Annotated in this window: 19 protein-coding genes and 1 pseudogene; all 20 read right to left on the minus strand. The window is 31.9% G+C overall.

The window, feature by feature from the left end:
- Window positions 1-5 precede the first annotated feature (5 nt).
- A complete protein-coding gene (locus tag BTHG_RS11510; protein ID WP_148361202.1) occupies window positions 6-605 on the minus strand; it encodes a zinc ribbon domain-containing protein in 600 nt (199 codons plus the stop codon).
- 451 nt (window positions 606-1,056) lie between these two features.
- Window positions 1,057-1,404, minus strand: coding sequence for a hypothetical protein (locus BTHG_RS11515; protein WP_010676893.1), 348 nt, complete (start codon window positions 1,402-1,404; stop codon window positions 1,057-1,059).
- Window positions 1,404-1,805, minus strand: coding sequence for a flagellar export chaperone FliS (gene fliS, locus BTHG_RS11520; protein ID WP_010676894.1), 402 nt, complete (start codon window positions 1,803-1,805; stop codon window positions 1,404-1,406). The genes BTHG_RS11515 and fliS overlap by 1 nt, the downstream gene beginning before the upstream one ends.
- 34 nt (window positions 1,806-1,839) lie before the next feature.
- Window positions 1,840-3,357 (minus strand): flagellar filament capping protein FliD, encoded by a 1,518-nt coding sequence (gene fliD, locus BTHG_RS11525; RefSeq protein ID WP_148361203.1) that lies wholly within the window; start codon window positions 3,355-3,357, stop codon window positions 1,840-1,842.
- A gap of 14 nt (window positions 3,358-3,371) precedes the next feature.
- Complete coding sequence (gene flaG, locus BTHG_RS11530) at window positions 3,372-3,743, minus strand: flagellar protein FlaG (RefSeq protein ID WP_010676896.1); 372 nt, start codon at window positions 3,741-3,743, stop codon at window positions 3,372-3,374.
- A gap of 63 nt (window positions 3,744-3,806) precedes the next feature.
- Window positions 3,807-4,868 (minus strand): glycosyltransferase, encoded by a 1,062-nt coding sequence (locus BTHG_RS11535; RefSeq protein ID WP_010676897.1) that lies wholly within the window; start codon window positions 4,866-4,868, stop codon window positions 3,807-3,809.
- A 198-nt stretch (window positions 4,869-5,066) separates the two neighbouring features.
- The gene (locus BTHG_RS11540; protein ID WP_010676898.1) at window positions 5,067-6,167 is read right to left on the minus strand and encodes a DegT/DnrJ/EryC1/StrS family aminotransferase; all 1,101 of its coding nucleotides are present in this window, start codon (window positions 6,165-6,167) and stop codon (window positions 5,067-5,069) included.
- A 32-nt stretch (window positions 6,168-6,199) separates the two neighbouring features.
- Window positions 6,200-6,943, minus strand: a complete 744-nt coding sequence (locus BTHG_RS11545) for an SDR family NAD(P)-dependent oxidoreductase (protein WP_010676899.1) — start codon at window positions 6,941-6,943, stop codon at window positions 6,200-6,202.
- A 225-nt stretch (window positions 6,944-7,168) separates the two neighbouring features.
- Window positions 7,169-7,405, minus strand: a complete 237-nt coding sequence (locus BTHG_RS11550) for an acyl carrier protein (RefSeq protein WP_010676900.1) — start codon at window positions 7,403-7,405, stop codon at window positions 7,169-7,171.
- A 22-nt stretch (window positions 7,406-7,427) separates the two neighbouring features.
- Window positions 7,428-8,411 carry a 3-oxoacyl-ACP synthase III family protein gene (locus tag BTHG_RS11555; protein ID WP_010676901.1) on the minus strand — a complete coding sequence of 328 codons (984 nt, stop codon included), beginning with the start codon at window positions 8,409-8,411 and terminating at the stop codon, window positions 7,428-7,430.
- A 32-nt stretch (window positions 8,412-8,443) separates the two neighbouring features.
- On the minus strand, window positions 8,444-9,181 hold the full coding sequence (locus tag BTHG_RS11560) for an acyltransferase (RefSeq protein WP_010676902.1): 738 nt from the start codon (window positions 9,179-9,181) through the stop codon (window positions 8,444-8,446).
- A gap of 9 nt (window positions 9,182-9,190) precedes the next feature.
- The gene (locus BTHG_RS11565) at window positions 9,191-9,580 is read right to left on the minus strand and encodes a sugar 3,4-ketoisomerase (protein WP_010676903.1); all 390 of its coding nucleotides are present in this window, start codon (window positions 9,578-9,580) and stop codon (window positions 9,191-9,193) included.
- A complete protein-coding gene (gene rfbB, locus BTHG_RS11570; RefSeq protein WP_010676904.1) occupies window positions 9,580-10,608 on the minus strand; it encodes a dTDP-glucose 4,6-dehydratase in 1,029 nt (342 codons plus the stop codon). The genes BTHG_RS11565 and rfbB overlap by 1 nt, the downstream gene beginning before the upstream one ends.
- A 499-nt stretch (window positions 10,609-11,107) precedes the next feature.
- Window positions 11,108-11,254: pseudogene (locus BTHG_RS27940) on the minus strand (DapH/DapD/GlmU-related protein); the annotation flags it as partial.
- A 516-nt stretch (window positions 11,255-11,770) separates the two neighbouring features.
- A complete protein-coding gene (locus tag BTHG_RS11580) occupies window positions 11,771-12,505 on the minus strand; it encodes a sugar phosphate nucleotidyltransferase (RefSeq protein ID WP_010676906.1) in 735 nt (244 codons plus the stop codon).
- 190 nt (window positions 12,506-12,695) lie between these two features.
- Window positions 12,696-13,976, minus strand: a complete 1,281-nt coding sequence (locus tag BTHG_RS25800; RefSeq protein ID WP_010676907.1) for a glycosyltransferase family 2 protein — start codon at window positions 13,974-13,976, stop codon at window positions 12,696-12,698.
- A 20-nt stretch (window positions 13,977-13,996) separates the two neighbouring features.
- The gene (locus tag BTHG_RS11590; RefSeq protein ID WP_010676908.1) at window positions 13,997-15,121 is read right to left on the minus strand and encodes a glycosyltransferase; all 1,125 of its coding nucleotides are present in this window, start codon (window positions 15,119-15,121) and stop codon (window positions 13,997-13,999) included.
- Window positions 15,122-15,152: 31 nt separating this feature from the next.
- On the minus strand, window positions 15,153-16,904 hold the full coding sequence (locus BTHG_RS24745) for a glycosyltransferase family 4 protein (protein ID WP_010676909.1): 1,752 nt from the start codon (window positions 16,902-16,904) through the stop codon (window positions 15,153-15,155).
- A 40-nt stretch (window positions 16,905-16,944) separates the two neighbouring features.
- Complete coding sequence (locus BTHG_RS11600; protein WP_010676910.1) at window positions 16,945-18,816, minus strand: glycosyltransferase family 2 protein; 1,872 nt, start codon at window positions 18,814-18,816, stop codon at window positions 16,945-16,947.
- Window positions 18,817-18,985: 169 nt separating this feature from the next.
- Window positions 18,986-19,828, minus strand: a complete 843-nt coding sequence (locus BTHG_RS11605; protein ID WP_010676911.1) for a flagellin N-terminal helical domain-containing protein — start codon at window positions 19,826-19,828, stop codon at window positions 18,986-18,988.
- Window positions 19,829-19,986: the final 158 nt, after the last annotated feature.

A 19,986-nucleotide genomic window follows, 5' to 3' on the forward strand; every position in this document is an offset into this window, starting at 1 on the left:
AATGATTAATGTAAAACACTAGGTTGTTGTACCTTAAGTAAGTCAAACAGAATCCGCTTGTCTTCCTCAGTTACATTTTGTTCTCTCGCATTCATGAGATCTACATCATATGAAGGTTGAATATTCAATGCCTTCCGGAAATAGAAATCATATTTTAAATAGGCACCAAAGTAAAAAGCAATCCCTCTCTGTTCAATGGATTGAGCAGTATTAATTAACTGTATGGCTTCATCGACTCTTTTTTTCGGTGTTAAAAAGGCTTTTTTGCCTTGCAGCTTACAAACCGCAGAATAAAAATATGTATCCGTATGATAGGGATTATCGATAAGTGCTTGCTCAAAGTATTTTTGGGCGAGATCATAGTTAGATAGTTTCAAATGGCAGATTCCAGCCGAAACATTAACTTGGAAGTCATTAGGATTTTCCTTTAAGGTATTTTCATAACTTGAGAGATATTTAGAAGATGACAATGGATTGAATTGCATCACATCGGCAAACGTTGTAATTGTAACGGGGTTACCACAGTATTTACAATTCTTCATGTCAGAACTAACACTACCACCACAAGAAGGACATGAAAGATCAATGACTTTGTAGTTTTGCATATATTTGTATCCTTTACTAGTATTTTCTATATCAATATAGTACCAAAAGACTAGTACTTTATCAACGGTTTTTTTCATTTTCCGACAATTCTTTCGTTCTAAAGTTCTGTGTTTTCTTCTAGTCAGTATTCCCAGCTTGTGAGTATTTCACCAAAACCGCTACTTTACCACTGTAGTTTTCGATTAAAGAATAGTTGTTATTGATGTATCCAACTTATTTGTTGGGGCTGGGCACATCAAACGGCTTTTCCCGCTCTACGCGATTCTTACTAGTCTTTTACACACTTTCGAAAAAGTTAATTTCTGAAGCTGTGTCACAAAAAAATACACCCTCTCATTGTTTGGTGTGTCTAACAATAAGGGATGCACCTTACATTGGTTTACCTATTTTATGAACATAATTTCGATAATGAGCTAATAGCCCTGTAACAAAGCAGTAAAAACAGAATACTTATTTTCTTTTATCAAAATATCTACCATCTATGTTATAAGATTCATAAGGATTTCGATATTTTTTTTGTGGTTCTTTTGTTTTGTTTAATGTGGAAATATCTTGTTTAATTGTTGTAAAAAGGACAGTTAGTTTTTGTTTAATTACCTTATCCATTCCAACGATTTTTTCTCCAATTTGTTTATCTATACTATGACTTTGAGTATTAATTTTCGTTAACACTCCGTCTCTTTTTTCTACGAGTTCCATGATTCTTTCTATATACTCATCTCGGTCATCCTTATCAGGTTGTGTCTCCAAATGCAAAAGGAGTTCTTCAGTTAGAGTATATAGATGTTCAATAGTCATTAGGCCATTCCACCAGTTTTAAATTGCTTTGCTCTGTTTAATCGAATGACTTCTTTCCACGTATCACGGAATTCAATTACAAGATCTTCAGCTTCTTCCAATAACTTAACATCATTTTTGATATTCGCTTCGATTAGTCTCCTGTTTATAAAATCATATAAGCGGCGCATTTCTTTCGAGATTTCATAATCCATGTTTAAAGTTACCATAAGTTCGCTAATAATATTTTGTGCCTTACTAATATTGATATGTTTAGTTTCAATATTCTTTTCTTGAATAGATTTTTTTGCCTGTCCCATAAACTTGAGGCATCCATTATATAACATAAGTGTTAATTCACCAGGTGTTGCTGTAAAAACGGAATTATCCTGATAAGTTTGATACGGATTGTGTAAAGACATCTTTCATTCTCCTTTTAAAAATTCTAATTATTCCTTAGTATCCCATCATTCCCATGATGCTACTGGACTGTTCATTAAACTTAGAGATAGCCTGTTCCATTGCCGTAAATTGTTTCCAATATCGATTCTCAATCATCGCTAACTTATCTTGCCAAGTACTCATACGGTCGCTAAGTTCGGATAAATCTCGACCGATTACACTATTATCTAAATTAACAGGGCTTCCAACACGGCCAGCCTTCTTATTCAACTTGTCAATTGCACTATTGATTTCATCATATATTTTTGTAGCAATTCCATCATCTTTTGTGAAAAGATTCATTATTTCATCAGGGTTATTCGCAATGGCCTCTCTTAGCTTTTCCTCATTAAGTTCTAGCTTTCCATCAGTCGATAGGTACTTGGTTGTGATACCAATTTCAGATAACATTCGAATATTTCCAGTTGGTATACTCTCTACGGGTTTGTACATACTTTCTCGGAGCTCTGTCAACGTTCCTCTAATAATAGAGTCATTGTAAAGAAGCCCTTTTTTCGCAGCCTCATCCCACTTTTCAGCTTCCTTTTCTGATAAACCTTCTCGCTGCTCATCGGTTAATGGTTGATAATCTCTGTTTCGTTTTTCTTTTACCTTTGTGTTTAAACTATCAAGTAATGAATTATAGTCATCTACAAATTTTTTGATATTATCAAAGATTGATTGGGTGTCGGAGGAAATGCTAATAGTTGTTAAAGTACCTGGATTTGCCTTTAATACCTTAATGTCCATTCCATATACACTCAAGTTATTCGTAGAACTAGTAACTTTAGCACCATCTACCCAAACTTCTGCATCATTACCATTAACTTCTACTGGGGCAGCTAAAGTGGTTCCGGAAATAGCCCCACCATTTACAATCGCATAAGCTACACCATGTTGAGATCCTACTTGGTCTGAAATTGTAATCTTCTGATTCGCACCAGTATCCTTTGTCGAAATGACAAACCTTGATGTGGCTTCATCAAAACTGGCACGTAAACCAAGTGATTTCCCACTAGTGGCATCAGTCAAGTTAGCAATTTGATTTGCAAGACCACCGTAAGTAGTCACTTCATCAATCGTAATATCTCGATTTCCTGCTGGTGTCGCAATATTTATTACTGCTGATTGTCCCGTAGGTAAAATTTTGTCAGTCGATTTGACTTTAGCATTACTGGAAGTAATCGCATCTCCAGATGTTAGCTTTGCTACCTCCGCAATAGACTTTACTTCTAACGTATAATTCCCAGGCACCGCAGACCCTTTTGTAGTAACTGTCGCTAGACTTGAATCAGCTATTGATGCAGCATACCCATTAAATGCGTATTGAAAACGCAGTTTATCAACACTTTTATTAAAGGTATCCAATTCAAGATTCACATCACGGTAGGCATCACGTTGCCATTCTAGCCATTCCTTTTTTTGAAAGAGCTTATCAAGGGGCATTCTTTCCGCTCTCATTAAGTCAGTTATAATCTGTGTTGTATCTAACCCTGAGGCAAAACCTGTAATTCTCATTTGGTTACTTACCACCTCGGTCACCTCCGTTAAATTTTATTATCAACAAATAAACCTAAGTATTCTTTCATTGAAGCATACATATCTAATAACTTTTTGGGTGGTATCTCCCTCACTATCTCTTTTGTTTCATCATTAATTAATGAAACATAATAGCTCTGAAGTTTTTCATGGTACACATATTTTAATGAAGTATGTGTATTCCCTAACATTAGGTTCATATCCTTGAGAACTTTGTTTATTTCTTTTTCAGTAATTTCTTTTTCATTTATCTCTTTTGGTACATTGCTTTCAGGATGCTGGTCTAAGTTGTTTTGTTTCTTTTCCATAAAGTTAATAGAAGATATACTATTATTTGCCTCTTTAATAGAATACCTTGAAATAGAATCAACAGAGCCCATATTTATCCCCCTAAAGGTTTTTCTATCTTTTATATCGGTAGATTCTGATTAAGTTTTACATATTTATAGGTTCATTAATCGTTTTTTCGCTGGTTCATAATGAAAACTTGAAGAAAGCTTGTACAGATGCTTTGCTTTTTCCTTTTGATTAAACATTTCATAATAAACCCCGAGGTTGTAAGCAGCTAGAAATGTACTTGTACCTAGAACTATTTCCTTTGCTCCTTTTTCACCTAAGGCAAGACATTGTAAATACGACTTTTCTATCAAAGGCAGAAAGTCAATATTTCGTTTTATATCACTTAAAACAAAATTCATATAGAACAAACCAGTAACGAATTGATAATCAGGGCTATTTAGAAGAAAGTTATTTTCTCTATCAATTACTTCAAAAGCTAGATAATATTCCTTCATGTCAATCAGTGTATAAATATAGTTAACCACCAAATCTATATAGTAATCCTCAGATTTATCTGCTAAATGATAACTTTGTTGATAATATAACAGTGCTTCTGGAAACTGATTTAAAACCTTATATTGCCTTGCAAGTTGATAATTTATATAAACATTTTTCGGATTATCGGAATACTGTGACTTCAAAATAGATAAATTGCGTTCAGATTTGTCGGTTTTATAATAACCCATATGGAGTACTTCAATAGGTAAATCAATTCTTGGTAAATCTGAAACTACCTGTTCATGGATTTTCCCCGTGTAGTATGTTCCTTTTGGAAGAAGACGGGAGATGTAGGTTTGAGAATAACGTACTTCATTGTTTTGGACGAATTGGTTTTTGATATTAATTCTTCCAATAAGATTCTTAGATTCAAGAATGTTGTTTACTTTGTCCTGGTCCCATTTTATGACCTGCTCATCTGCATCGAGTATGAGATTCCAATCTGAATTAGATTTGGAAAGGGCAAAATTTCGTACTTCTGAAAAATCGTTGTTCCATTCAAAGTCATAGACTTGTGCTCCGAATTCCCGAGCTATTTCCTTCGTTTCATCAGTTGAACCCGTATCAATTATAACGAGTTCATTAATATATGGTTTACTATTAACTAGACAATTACGTAAATTTTCTTCCTCATTTTTCACAATCATTACTAATGAAATGTTTGGCATAATACCCTCCTAAAGAACACTCTTCTGTTCATTATAGACTTTTTTCATTTTTCCTTTACCTATTATTAAAAAATTTGATATTCAAATCATATATCTAATAACAAAAATTGTTCAAAAATAAAAGAAGAGTAATTAGTTTCTTTCTAATAACTCTTCTCTTCAAATAAAACTGTGCTTTGTAATAATAATTTTTTGTTCTTAATTATGTTTTTTATAACTATTAATTACCTCAATTATGCGATTTGTATCATCAATTGGCTGTATTGGTGAAAGTGGGATACTAATTACTTCTTTATGAATTTTTTCGGTAATTGGAAGATGTATATTGTTCCACTCTGAGTATGCTTTTTGTTTATGTGGAGGTATTGGGTAGTGAATAACCGTTTGTATGCCGTGTTCTTCTAAATATTTTTGAAAATGTTCTCGTTCCCCTGTTCTTATTACAAACACATGCCAGACATGTTCTTTAGTTTTTTTTGGAGCAGTAGGTAATGTTATGTGCTCATTTTTAATATTGTTAAGATACATAGATGCGATTTGACGTCTAGCTGCATTTTCTTTATCTAAGTAATTTAGTTTTACTCTAAGGATTGATGCTTGTATTTCATCAAGTCGGTTATTGCTTCCTATAAATATATTTTCATATTTTTTCCCAGATCCATAGTTCCTAAGCACTCGAATTTTTTCTGCAATTTCATTATCATTTGTAGTAATGGCACCTGCATCCCCAAGTGCTCCTAAATTTTTTCCTGGATAAAAACTAAATCCTGCTGCATCTCCTAGGTTTCCTACTTTTTTCCCTTTATACACAGCTCCATGAGACTGTGCAGCATCTTCAATAACTTTCAGTTGATATTTCTTTGCAATATCTATTATTGGATCAATATCTACTATTTGACCATATAAATGCACAACAAGAATTGCTTTTGTATTTTTTGTAACTTTATCTTCTATTAATAAGGGATTTATATTATATGTAAATATGTTAGGCTCTACCAAAATTGGAGTAGCCCCGACCTTTGTAATAGCAAGTATAGATGCAATGTAAGTATTTGATGGAACAATCACCTCATCACCCGGTCCAATATTATGGGCTTCCAAGATTAATTTTAATGCATCTAACCCGTTACTGACCCCAATACAATGATTTACACCACAATATTTTGCGTATTCCTCTTCGAACTTATTTACTTCTTGGCCGAGAATATACCAGCCACTATTAATAACTCTATAGACTGCACTCTTCAACTCTTCTTCATATTGGGCATTTATATCTTTTAAATTTAAAAAAGGAATCACAGTTTATTATTACTCCTTCTATTAATATAATTCTAGTGTGCCGTGTACCCACCATCTACGGGAATTACAGTACCAGTTATCCATTTGGACCCTTCAGATAATAAAAATGCAATCGGATATGCAATATATTCTGGTCTCCCTAACCCAAGTGGATGTTGTCCTTTAATAAGCTCCCATTGATCCCTTCCAATCTTTTCATATATTGATTTTGACATTGGAGTATCAACAATACCTGGTGCTAAACAGTTTACTCTAATATTGCGCTTTGCTAGTTCCATGGCTGAGGATTTTGTAATTGAAATAACCGCACCTTTAGTCGCACTATATGCAACTATTCCCGGCTCCCCAACCATTCCAGAACTCGAAGAAAGTAATACAACACTTCCTCCATCCGACATTACTTTCTTATTACTACAGGCTTTTAAGAGTTGAATAGTAGTTTCAATATTAGTCGAGAAAAGTTCTCTTGTCTTTGATATTGAAACAGTTCTAAGTGGAGTTATTTTATGAATACCAGCTGCATGAACTAATCCATGTAATTCACCATATTCTTTCGAGATATCTTTTAATAAATTTACTATTTTTTCTATCTGATTCATTTCAAAACCTATCGTTTTTTGATTAGGCATTAAATTCTTTAATCTCTCAAGATGTTCTTTATTTCGTCCCAATAAAATCAAGTTTGCACCTAATTCATGTAATAAGAGAGCTGTCTCACGTCCAATTCCCGAAGTTGCTCCTGTAATTAGGATAGTTTTTCCTTTTAAAGAAAACATGATTAAACCCCTTTATTATTTCAATAATCGTGATACAACCAGTTTAGATTCTTAAAATAGGCCTTTTTTTATAATTAAAGACTAAGTAATAAAATTTGACTACTTGTTATTCGTCTTTTTAAAATTAACTTGAAGTGATAATTTCTTATTTATTATAAGGCTTAACTAATACTACAATTTAGTAATTCATAGGTAAAAGGTATTAATAATTACAAACGTTTTGAATTATATATTAGACTTTTTATTAATGATGGTAAGTATATCACTAACACTTTCTAAGTTTTTAATTTCTTCCTGATTCAAAGTAAAACCAAAATGCTCATCTAAAGCGACGTTTAAAGAAATAATTGCCAATGAATCCCAATCCTCTAATTCATCCAATATCGTATCAGGTGTAACATCTTCAGGTTCCAACATTACAATATCCTCTGCAAATATTTTTAAAAATTCCTGTATATCCAATATATTCACTCCCAAGTTTATATTAATAAAATAACGAACCTACTGCCCAAGAAAAGCCAACACCAAACCCTACAACTAGTATATGGTCCCCATCTTTTACTTTCCCAGAATCAATCTCCCTCTTAAGCGAAATAGGAATAGATGAAGAGACTGTATTCCCACAATCCTCTAAATGAATTGAAAATAACCCTTCTGAAATCTTCATCTTTTTTTGTAAATACTTTAACATATGTTTATTCGCTTGGTGAAAAATGACTTTATTGAAATCACCAAAGTTTAAGTTATTTACCTCTAAAAACTGATTAACAGTCCTTGGTATTTCTCTCAGTGTAAAATTAAATACCTCAGCGCCATTCATATAAAGATTTGCTTTACTTCTGGTATTACCATATTCATCTGTAACCTCTATGAGTGATTCCTCATCAAGTCGCTGTCTTAAACCACCCACAGGTACGATTAAATTGTTTCCACCGCTACCATCAGTACCAAAAGCAAACCCTTCAAGTCCTTTTACTTCAGAGGCCTCTATAAAAGTTGCTGTTCCAGCATCACCGAATAACAACTCCACACTTCGATCTTTTGGATTAATAAATTTACTATATGTATCTCCTGTTAGTAAAAGGACATTTTTTACCTGTCCTGTTTCAATTAAGCCTTTTGCCATGGATAATCCATATACATATCCCGAACATCCAAGATTAAAGTCCAAAGCACCTGCACTTGTTTTAACCCCGAGCAGATTCTGAATTAAGCATGCTGTTGTTGGCAAAAAGTAGTCTGGTGACTGAGTACAATATAATATATAATCAATATTTTTGGGATTAATATCAAGACGTTCTATTAGCTTTTTTGCAGCCTTTACTGCAAGGTCTGAGGCAAATTCATCCTCTGCTGCTATATGCTTTTCAAATATACCTACTTTTATTACAGTCTTGTTTTCACTATTATTTTTTACCACCCTATCTGGTAGGTAATATTCAATTCCTTTAATTCGTGCATATACCACATTAATCCCCAACCTATCTTAAATTAATTAGCTTATTCATTTTTGAAATCCTTATTAATTTGCCAAGGATACCCTCTGAAATCTTTTAAATACTCTTTCCATGGATAAACTCGTTCTTTTTTATCATTTAATATATCTCTTACGGAGCACAAATCCTTACCTGGCACTCCTACAATAACACGTTCTGGTAGTACATTTTTCCTAACAAGTGAATATGCCCCAATTAATGAATTTTCTCCTATTGTAATACCTGGTAAAATAACTGAAGCCGTTGCAACTTGAGCATATTGTTTGATTGTAACTCCTTTTAGTTCCCCCATTGGAGGATATGGGTCGTTAGTTAATACGACATATGGGTAAATCCAAACAAAATCCTCAATACGTGACTTTTGACCAATATGTACATTAGAATGTAATCGGACGAAATCACCAATTTGCAAATCTCCCTGCAAATCACATAGGGTGCCAACACTGCAGTTTTTTCCAATGATTGTTTTTTCTCTTATAGTTATCCTATGTCCTGATTGAAAATTCTCTCCAATAACTACATCTTCATAGATAATACTATGAGATCTTATAATAGAGTTTTTTCCAATAAATGTTTTTTTTGAAATATATTCTTTATTTGAATATGCCTCAGCCACTCGTTCACCAATAATTGAATATGGACCTATAACCGTGTTAGCACCAATTTCAACATTGCCATAAATAATTGTTCCAAAACCAATTTCTACATTTTCTCCTATTGTAGCCGCAGAATCGACATGCATATTTGTAAATCACCTTTCAAGGAATTCTTCGTAATCCCTAATATAATCTTGTTCATCATAATGTTCACTAGCAAGAACCATTAAGATACAATCATTAGTAAAATTGTGCATTTCGTGCCATATCATTTTATCAACGTAAAGACCTTGAGAGGGCCTATTTAAGTGGAATGTTATCTGTCTCCTTCGATTATCTAACACCACGTCACATGAACCATTTAAACATATTAATACTTGTTTCAAGTCTTTGTGAGCATGAAAACCTCTTGATGTATTTGCTTTTGTGTTATAAATATAATAAACACGTTTTATTTCAAACGGAATATTTTTGAATGCTTCAAGGGACGCGAGTGAACCACGGTCATCGTTTATCTCTTTAAAATTCAATAAACTATTCTTCATTATTCCACTTCCATTTTCTTGTACTTCTGAATAAACCAATTAATTGTATTAACCATTGCTACATCAAAAGAAATCTCTGCTTTCCATCCAAGCTCTTTTTCAATCTTACTTGCATCAATAGCATATCTAAAATCATGTCCTGGACGATCGTTTATAAACTGAATTTGTTCTTTATAACTATTACTTTTTGGTAAAACTTTATCTAAATAAGCACATATCTCTTCTGTTATCTCTATTGTTGTCCGTTCATTATGCGCTCCAATTAAATACGTTTCTCCTGCTTCTCCTTCATGGAAGATAAGATCGATTGCACGGCAGTGGTCATCCACAAATAGCCAATCCCTGATGTTTTTCCCATCCCCATAAATCGGTAATTCCCTACCATTTATTGCATTATAAATTAATTTTGGAATCAATTTTTCATTATGCTGTTTAGGTCCAAAATTATTTGAACAGTTTGAAGTTACCACATTCATTCCATAAGTGTGAAAATAACTTCTAACTAGCATATCTGAGCTTGCTTTACTGGCGCTATATGGACTATTTGGTGCATATGATGTCTGTTCAGTAAAAAAACCAGTACTCCCAAGGGACCCGTATACTTCATCTGTAGAAATATGATAAAACCGTGCACCAATATATTGGTCTTTATATACAAATGGCTGTTTCATCCATTGATTTCTTGCTACTTCTAATATATTTAATGTACCTATTATATTTGTTTCAGCAAAAACAGTTGGATTTTTAATTGAATTATCAACATGAGATTCTGCTGCAAAATGAATCACTCCATTTATTTCATATTTTTGAAATAAAAGATAGAGTAACTCCTTATCACGAATGTCACCCTTAACAAAGGAATAATTCTCATTATTATCAACTTCTTTTAAATTTTCCAAATCACCTGCATATGTTAATGCATCGAGATTAACTAGGTGATAGTTATTATACTTTTGTAATAAGTATGGAATAAAATTGGAGCCAATAAATCCTGCTCCACCCGTAATCAACAACGATTTCTTTTTCATGGTACTCCTTTGGGGATTGGTATGAATTGTATTTTTTGAACCTATAAAAACTCAAGTTTCAAAAGAAATATTAATATCTTTCTCTTCCTTCTTTAGATTTCTTAATTTACTTTTGAAGTATTGATATTTTTCTCTCAATCTCATTTTGTATTTTTTCATCAGTACATATAGTAGATGCTAATAAGTAATATTCCAAAGCCTTGACATATAATTCCGAAAGTTCATATACATAGGCCAAATTATATAATAAATCGAAGTCAAATTCGTAGTTCTCTAATCCATTCAATAAAATAGTTTTAGCCATCTCTAGATTATTTTCTTTTATTGAAATTGCCGCTTTCAAAGAATATATATCGATATCATGTTCAACTAATTTTTCATAATTCTCCAGGATTTGTTTCGCTTCATTTGTATTCCCATTGTTAATTAATTTTTCTATATTATTTTTAATTTGGGTTCTTAATAATAATTGCTCTTCTTTTTCAGCTTTTATCTCTTTTATTAGCCTCCCAGGATTTCCTGCTACAATTGTATTTTTCATTACATCTCGAGTAATAACACTATTTGCAGCAATAATTGCATTATCCCCTATATTTACTCCTTTTAAAATTGTAACATTTGATCCAACCCATACATTGTTACCTATTCTAATAGGTGCACATTTTCCAAATGAACTTCTTCTTGATGTTGGGCTTATTTCGTGCCCGTCATGATCAAACATTGTTACCCTGTCACCTATCAGACAATCTTCACCGATTACAACACTATCTGCAGTAATTATAGTAATATCGTTACTTAAATGACTCCTACTGCCAATATTCACATAGGAATTTTCATATCGAGCCTGTATTAGGGTATGCATCCCATAAAAATGCGGAGCCAGTTCATAACCAACAATTACGTCATCACCAAATACTACTTTACCTAACCCATTAAAAATAGTAGTTTGATTGAATTTCACATTTTCTCCCAATATTAAATTTTCATAGTTTGTTGCAAAGAGATTCCCATTTTGCTGCATATTTTCTCCTATCATTCAATTCATTTATTTATAAGAAAATCAAATGGTTATAAAAAATCAACTTTAACAGTGTATTTCATGCAATTATGGCTATAACAAGAATTATTCACATAATTTACTCTAAGAAGATTTTGAAATCACTTAATTAGTAATTATTAATTGGTTATTTGACTTTAGAACAATTTCATTTGCAAATTTTAAGGATTCAAAAGTACCCGCGTCTGTCCAAGATCCCTCTAGGATATCGTATTCCAATTGGCCATTTTCAATATAAAGATTATTGACAGATGATATTTCTAACTCTCCTCGATTTGAAGGCTTAATTTCCCTTATAAAATTAAATACTTGGCTATCATACATATAATATCCAATAACGGCATAATCTGATTTTGGAATATTTGGCTTTTCTTCAATTTGTATTACTTTTTTTTCATCAATAGCGGCTACTCCATATCTTTCTGGGTCTCCTACCTTTTTTAGTAAAATCCTAGCACCATACTTTTGATTTATAAAACGATCTACATTAGGCTTAATAGACGTAGTAGAAATATTATCTCCAAGGATGACAACAATTTTTTCACCTTGAGCGAAGTTTTCAGCCAGCGCAAGAGCTTGTGCAATACCTCCCGCTTCTTCCTGAACTTTATATGTAAAAGAACAACCAAGTTCTTTTCCACTGCCTAATAAATTCACTACGTCCCCCATATGCTGGGTGCTCGTAACTATTAATATTTCTGTAATGCCAACTGATATTAATTGTTTTATTGGATTGAAAATCATTGGTTCTTTTCCTACGGGGAGAAGATGTTTATTAGTAACTTTTGTAAGAGGGTATAATCTAGTTCCTTTACCTCCTGCAAGAATTATTCCTTTCATTACTTACCTTCCTTATTAGCTAATAATTATCTATTAATTCGGCCAATTTTTATAATTGATATCCCAATTTAAAGTTTTCTTTTAAAAAATAGAAAACACCTAATATGTCCCTACATTTCACTGGTAATAACTTATATCAATTATTACAAAAAATGATTAGGAGTCTTTTCTTCAAATCGTTTTTTTAAAATCAGATACTAGTTAAAATTTGATTTACAGAGGTTGGTTGAATTCCCTTAAAGTTATTTAATAAATCTAGGGCTTCTCCTCTTCTTCCAACATTCCAAAGTTCATAAAATCTCCAACTTAAATATAAATAGACTTGGGTCTCGAACCATTTATCTATTTCTTCATCAGAAAATCCATTTTGTAAACAATAGTTCTTAATAACCTTTAATTCATTAATTGTTGTATAATCAAATTCAAGCGGAAGCGATTTTGATATATTTTGGCTATGCAGAGTATATACCCCAACATAATCTTTCAGTACCCAGACGTCGCCTGCCAGCATTAATTTTAAATGTAAAAATAAATCCTTGCAGTGGGTTACTTCTTTTAAGCACCCCATCTTAATTGCAGTTTCTTTCCTAAATACCGTTGATAACCCACTATTTATATTATAATAATGGCCTATTTTATAATTTAAAAAGTAATCTCTTCCACTTATAACAGCATCTAAATCATATCCATTTGCATATACTTCATTAGTATGCTCATTTTTAATATATGCATTTCCAACAACCATCGAAATATTACTATTTTCATTTAGTATTTTTACAGCTTTACAAATAAAATGATTATCAACTAGATAATCGTCGTGGTCGATGAATATAACATATTCACCACTAGCGTAATTATAAAATGCTTGCATGACGTTAAAAATCATTCCATAATTTGTTGGATTTTTAACATAGATAATTTCATTATTATTTCGGTATTTTTCCATTTCTATGTTCGTTCCATCAGTTGAGCAATCATCCACAACAATTATCTCTTTGTTTAAATACGTCTGATTTTTAGCACTTTCTAATGCCCTTATTAGCATCTCTTTTCGATTATAAGTAGTAATGATAATACTGACTTTGGGTAAAGATTCGGCTATCAAAGATAATTCATCTATCGAAACTTGAATTTCATTTATAATATCGATTTCCTGAGTTAAGCTTTTAGCAAGTTCATAATAATGATAAGCTAACTCGATGTTATAAAGTCTTTGGTGAAGATATCCTTTATTAAATAGTAAATCAACATCATTTGGTGCTATTTCTAACCCCTTGTTAATATATAGTTCAGCTTCTGAGTAGTTTTCTTCAATTATTGATATTATCCCCAAAAAACAATATATTTCTTTATTTATATACCTTTTACCGAGATAGATTTCAATTTTATGCGTAGCTTCAACTATCTCGCCACTCTCAATTAATTTAGAAATCTCATTTATATATAATGTTTCTTCCGGGTATTTTCCCATCCAAGAACCTCCCCAATTCCTTATTTTACGAATTTCCTCCAAGTATGATCAATAAGATTAAACCCTAATGAGGATCCAATTGCTCGTAAGTTTTCAATTGGTTCATTATAATCTGGGGCTAAATATATTGCATTCAAAAAGTGCTTTTTGGCAGTGACAAAGTCACCTTTAAAACAATAGGACTCTCCTATATAATTTTCCGTTATGGCATCCTTATCTTTTACCAACTTGAAATTACTAATTGCTTGATCATAATCTTTTAATAGCATAAATCCCATGCCAACAATAAATTTTTCTGTCTCATTTGAAACTTCATAACTTTTAGCTTTCTCTATGTAATCATTCGCATGAATAAAAAGACCTCTTTTGGCCAAAAGGTATGCAAGGATTATATATGCAATCGCTTCATTATTTACTTGATTATTATTTTTCCAATTTATTTCAGGAAACAAATCCATTAATGACGTCCTTTGTAAAAACTTGCTTAAATGGAGATTAAGGACATTATAATTATTTTCTAACGAAGTGAGGCTACTTCCGTGTCTCCTATATAATAATAACGGCTTATTTACATGCACCGTTTTTATATTAAGATTAGTAAAGATTTGAGAGATAAAATCAGTGTCCGTACCAATCCTTAAATCCTCATCAAAATTTACTCCTAAAAATGTATCTCTCTTAAACATAATTGAAGGATTATTAAACGGAGTTCCTATTTTGAGAAAATAACTAAGAATATTTTTGCTGGATACTTGTTTAGATTGCCAGTAACCAATTGGTACACCTTGCTCTTCTATTAAAAGCACATCAGAATGAACAAAATCCGCATCATATGCTTCTATTTCATCTTTCAACACCTGTAGTCTGTTCGGTAAACTAACATCATCAGCATCTTGCCAAACAATATATATCCCTTTTGCTATTCTCAAACCTGCATTTCTTGCCGCCGCCTCTCCCTGATTATTCTGATATACATAGACAATTCTTTCATCATCATAAGAATTAATTATCTGTTCACTTCTATCTGTCGATCCGTCATTAATTATAATAAATTCATATTTTTGCTCCGTTTGATTCAATATACTTTCAATAGATTCCTTCAAATATTTTTCGGCATTGTAGACCGGCATTATTACACTAATCATTTAGCAAATCTCCTTATATAGCTATATCAAATCACAATACATTAAAATGATTTAGCAGCACATTATTAATATCTCCAATAAATTCCGGAAAACTATATGCATCTTGCATTAACATTACTTGTCCCAGTAGTTGCTCTCCTATAACTTGATTGCCTTTTTCGATTAACAAGATGCCATATATATAGAGTAAATCTGTATAGTATGGATATTCTTTTATAGCTTCCACTAAAAGCTCCATTAGAGAATTATCAAAATTCAATTCATATAGGCATAGTGCAACCCAACGTAAACAGACTGCATGTTCATTCGATCCTATTGGCAATGACCCTAATTTTTTATTAAAAAATTTCAAAGCTTCCTGAAAATTTTTGTTTTTAAAATATAGTAACCCCTCAGAGTAGAACTGATTATCTTCTATACCTTGTTTCAGTTTCACATTAAGTTTTTCAACAATTCCATTACCATTTATATTTTTTCTTTTCACCAAGGATTCCCATCTATATATAGAAAGCCCTTGGATTACATTTATTTCCCTTAGAAGTTGAATTTCATCCGCGTTCGTATTCACTAAAAAAGAGTTTATTAACTCTTCATCATTTATATTAGCAAGTTCACTAATTGTGTAATTTTTTTCCCATTCATTCAATGTATATTTTTTTGTTAATTTATGAGATGCTACTTCCCTGTAATAAATAAGTAAATCAGATAATATATTTTCCCACTTATAATCTTCTGACGTTTTAATTCCATTCAATTTTAACCTGGTATACAGTTCATCATCTTCAAGTAATTTTATTATTTGTTCAACCATTTCAGGTACATTGCCTGGAGCAGTCATTAAACAGTTATAATTATTTATGGCGTATTCATTAATACCTGTATTATCTGTTGTAATTACAGGTATTCCACAAGACATAGCTTCTAATGAAGGTAGTGGAAACGACTCATAATAGGAACCACACACGTAAAAGTCTGCTTTTCTATAGATTTCTCCTATGACCTTTTGTGGCGGGTTAACATAAACTTCGCCTAATTTTTCAATTGGTTCAGTTTGTGTTATCCACAAAAGTTCAATATTATATCCTCTATCCTTTACCTTTAAATATGATTCTTTTAAGTCTTTGATTCCCTTAAATTCTGAATGCTCACTTCCTACAATAAGCATGTATTTCTTATCGGAAACAATTTTACTTTTAGGATAAAAGATTTCATTATTTAATGCATTGTGTACAACATCTGAATCCCTATTAAAATTTTTCTTAATTAATTTTGAAATTTGACTAGAAACAGCCATTATTTTATAGGGAAGTTGAAAATTAGAATAAATTATATCCTTTTTTTCTCCATCCAAAATATCCCAGTCGAATAGATGGAAATCCCCTTGTTCAAAATAAATAACAGGTGCAACACCCATTTCTACACATGCCCCTATATGCTCCCAGTATGTAGCTATAATTAAATCACACTGAGGTATGAATCTAGTTATTTCTATTTGGAAAGGAACAAAAACATAATTGGCCTTTATTGGAAACCAGTCAGGTTTAGCGAAATGTGATAATATTGTTACTGTTACGCCAAGTTCAGTTAACCCGTTCGCATGCTCAAATATAATCTTTGTTCCGCCACAAACTCCTACATGGTTCATTACATATACGACATGGATATCCTCTTTAATAGTTGAATTAACTTCAACCTTGTCAACTATTTGTTTATTTATCTTATTTACTCGATTTGCTCTACTAATATATTCATTAATTCTTAGTTTTTCTATTAGTCCCGTCATAAGTTAATCCCTCATCATTTGTATAAGTAAAAATTACTTTCTAAAACCCTTGTAACATCGACAAATCATTTAAAGACATTTCTTTTAAAATTATATTCATTCCATCTGTATCATTTATTTTCTCGTAAAAGTTATATAAATTATTTAAATGTTGATAATTTGGAGTTTTATTATACAGTTCGTTATATACCTGAATGGCCTTTGACAAATTTCCGCTAGCAAGATATATATCACCTTGGAGGCTGAATAAATTATCATTCACTACTTTACTTTCAATACTATTAAGTATATTAATCATATATTCTGAAAGGCCTAGTAAGTACGCTTGTTTACTCAACTCAAAAGTAACTTTGCCATATCTACTTAGCCCATTAGCCATCTTAATGAATATCTCTTTTTCATTCATATTAATAAAATTTGATATCGATTTAACAATAATCTTACTAACGTTATCTGTTAATTTAGTATAATCAACATTGCCATCGTCTAAAATTTCAAGTAGAATTTCCTTCTCTTCTTCTACTAAATCTAATTGTAATACAATCTCATCCCTTAATTTTCTATCATTTCTTAATATGGCTAAACTGAGAATATCAGTTAAATATTCACCCTTAAAAACACTTATGTCCTTCAAATATAAATATGCCTCGTCATATTTATTCCCATATAAAAGTGCTATAAATAATAGCTGCTCATCTACTTTTAAATTGAATTCTGTTATCAATTCTAATAGTAGATTTGATCTTTTTGCTAGCAAGACGCCTAATAGAAGGAGCATTTCTTTACTGTTATTCATCGGAAAAACCTTTTTAATATTTTCATTTATGGCATTCTTATCTATCCCCGATTGAGTTAATACATTTATATACTGAGAAATGGCCGGGGCAAAATTCTTTTTTTCTGTGATAGCACTAATTGCATGGTTTAAAGCCCCTAGTAGCTTTCCTTGCCGTTGTAATACTTCAGACAACTTTATACTAGCTAAATAACTTCCAACACCTTCAATTGTCTGAAAATATTCTACCTCTCCGAGTTCCAGACACTTTTTATATGCAAATTCAGCATCAAGCAAAAAGTTGTTTTGGCTGTATAAATTTCCTAACATAAAATAGAATCCAGTATATTTAGGATAAATTTTCGTTGCATCTTTAATAAGGCTAATTCCATCTTCTAATTTCCCCATTGTTAAGAGGCTGTCACCCATTAAATAGAGGAGATAAGGAACATATACTTTTTCTTTACTTAAAAAATATGATTTTTTAAAAGCCTCCAAAGCTTCTTTGGGTTTTCCTCCAACTTTGAGTTGAACACCAAGATTAAATAAATTATATCCAGTTGGAAATTCTTTCGTCTCTTTAAGTAAAATCTCTAGATTTCGATTATATTTATCCCTTTCCTTATACATTTCTTGCGTATAACCATCATGGTGAATGAGAACATCACCAAATTCACTTGTAAGATTAGTAAACTCCTCAATATTTAGATGCTCATGAATTTTACCATAATAAGATAATCCTATATTATTTTTAAAAAGTCTTATAGCTTGATGATAGGATACATATCCATTACTCATATTATTTTTAATTTTTAAAACGTAGTAATCTTTACCGGATAAAATTACTTCTTCAATTTTCGTATTATGATCTAAAAATTCATCAGCGTCCAACACTAAAATATACTCACTTGAGGCTTTGTTAATTGAAAAATTACGAGCATCAGCAAAATCATTTTTCCACTCATAATTATATACCTTAGCTCCATATTCTTCGGCAATTTTGATAGTTTTATCCGAAGATCCAGTATCAACAATAATGATTTCATTTACTTCATTCCGTAAACTTTCCAAACATTTAGGTAAAAACTTTTCTTCATTTTTTACAATCATACAGACTGACAATGTTTTTTTAACCAATCAAATCACCCATATCCTGTATTTAAACATAGTGTTCGTATTTTACATATCATTACTAATATCGACAAATTTCCTCCTTTCTTAACAGGAATTAATTTACAAGGGGTTAAATCTATGCCTAATATGAAAATAGGCCCTTAGTTTCCTAAGGACCCTTACTCAATAAATATTAACGAAGAAGTTGAAGAACCCCTTGTGGTTGCTGGTTAGCTTGAGCAAGCATAGCTTGTGCAGCTTGAGTAAGAATATTATTCTTAGTCATGTTCATCATTTCTTTTGCCATGTCTACGTCACGGATACGAGACTCGGCTGCTTGTAAGTTCTCAGATGTTGTACCTAGGTTGTTAATTGTGTGCTCTAAGCGGTTTTGTACAGCACCTAAGTTTGAACGATTTTTAGATACAGTGTCAATTGCATCTTGAATTTTGTCAAGGTTTGCGGTTGCAATTGAGTTTAATGATGATGAAGCACTGACTGTAGAACTTAAATCAGATAATTGAGTAGTAGCCACCCCTAGTGTTGATGCAGTAGCATCTACTAAGCTCATCGAAATAGTCTCGCCTTGGTTTGCTCCAACTTGGAATGTTAATGATGAAGTTGTGTTTAATAAATCTTTAGTATTAAATTGTGTTTGATTAGCAATATCATCAATTTGTGAAGTTAATTGAGTTATCTCCGCTTGAATTTTAGCAGTATCATCAGTTGTTAATGTTTCGTTAGCTGCTTGTGTAGTTAACTCAGCCATACGTTGTAACATTGCATGTGTTTCGTTAAGTGCACCTTCAGCAGTTTGGATTAATGAGATAGCATCTTGAGAGTTACTTTGAGCTTGGTTTAATCCACGAATTTGGTTACGCATTTTTTCAGAGATTGCAAGACCTGCTGCATCGTCTGCCGCACGGTTGATACGGTATCCTGAAGATAGTTTCTCCATAGATTTAGATGCATTTGTATTGTTGTAAGCTAATTGACGATGTGTATTCATCGCTGAGATATTGTGATTAATTCTCATTTTGTATTTCCTCCTTGAGTTTGACCCACATCCATGTGGTATGTTTAATTTTTGAACAGTTGTAGAATATAGTCGGCCGCACTTTACTCTATCACTGCTTTCACTATTATTATCGACAAGATTTTCAGATGTTTAATAGATTACTAAATTTTTTTAAG

Origin of the sequence: Bacillus timonensis (assembly GCF_000285535.1) — a bacterium.
Classification (GTDB): domain Bacteria; phylum Bacillota; class Bacilli; order Bacillales; family Bacillaceae_L; genus Ferdinandcohnia; species Ferdinandcohnia timonensis.

Excerpts from the sequence above, each read along its gene's own strand:
- BTHG_RS11510 (WP_148361202.1), bottom strand. The coding sequence starts at position 605 with ATGCAAAACTACAAAGTCATTGATCTTTCATGTCCTTCTTGTGGTGGT.
- BTHG_RS11515 (WP_010676893.1), bottom strand. The coding sequence starts at position 1,404 with ATGACTATTGAACATCTATATACTCTAACTGAAGAACTCCTTTTGCAT.
- fliS (WP_010676894.1), bottom strand. The coding sequence starts at position 1,805 with ATGTCTTTACACAATCCGTATCAAACTTATCAGGATAATTCCGTTTTT.
- flaG (WP_010676896.1), bottom strand. The coding sequence starts at position 3,743 with ATGGGCTCTGTTGATTCTATTTCAAGGTATTCTATTAAAGAGGCAAAT.
- BTHG_RS11535 (WP_010676897.1), bottom strand. The coding sequence starts at position 4,868 with ATGCCAAACATTTCATTAGTAATGATTGTGAAAAATGAGGAAGAAAAT.
- BTHG_RS11545 (WP_010676899.1), bottom strand. The coding sequence starts at position 6,943 with ATGTTTTCTTTAAAAGGAAAAACTATCCTAATTACAGGAGCAACTTCG.
- BTHG_RS11560 (WP_010676902.1), bottom strand. The coding sequence starts at position 9,181 with ATGCATGTCGATTCTGCGGCTACAATAGGAGAAAATGTAGAAATTGGT.
- BTHG_RS11565 (WP_010676903.1), bottom strand. The coding sequence starts at position 9,580 with ATGAAGAATAGTTTATTGAATTTTAAAGAGATAAACGATGACCGTGGT.
- rfbB (WP_010676904.1), bottom strand. The coding sequence starts at position 10,608 with ATGAAAAAGAAATCGTTGTTGATTACGGGTGGAGCAGGATTTATTGGC.
- BTHG_RS11580 (WP_010676906.1), bottom strand. The coding sequence starts at position 12,505 with ATGAAAGGAATAATTCTTGCAGGAGGTAAAGGAACTAGATTATACCCT.
- BTHG_RS25800 (WP_010676907.1), bottom strand. The coding sequence starts at position 13,976 with ATGGGAAAATACCCGGAAGAAACATTATATATAAATGAGATTTCTAAA.
- BTHG_RS11590 (WP_010676908.1), bottom strand. The coding sequence starts at position 15,121 with ATGATTAGTGTAATAATGCCGGTCTACAATGCCGAAAAATATTTGAAG.
- BTHG_RS24745 (WP_010676909.1), bottom strand. The coding sequence starts at position 16,904 with ATGACGGGACTAATAGAAAAACTAAGAATTAATGAATATATTAGTAGA.
- BTHG_RS11605 (WP_010676911.1), bottom strand. The coding sequence starts at position 19,828 with ATGAGAATTAATCACAATATCTCAGCGATGAATACACATCGTCAATTA.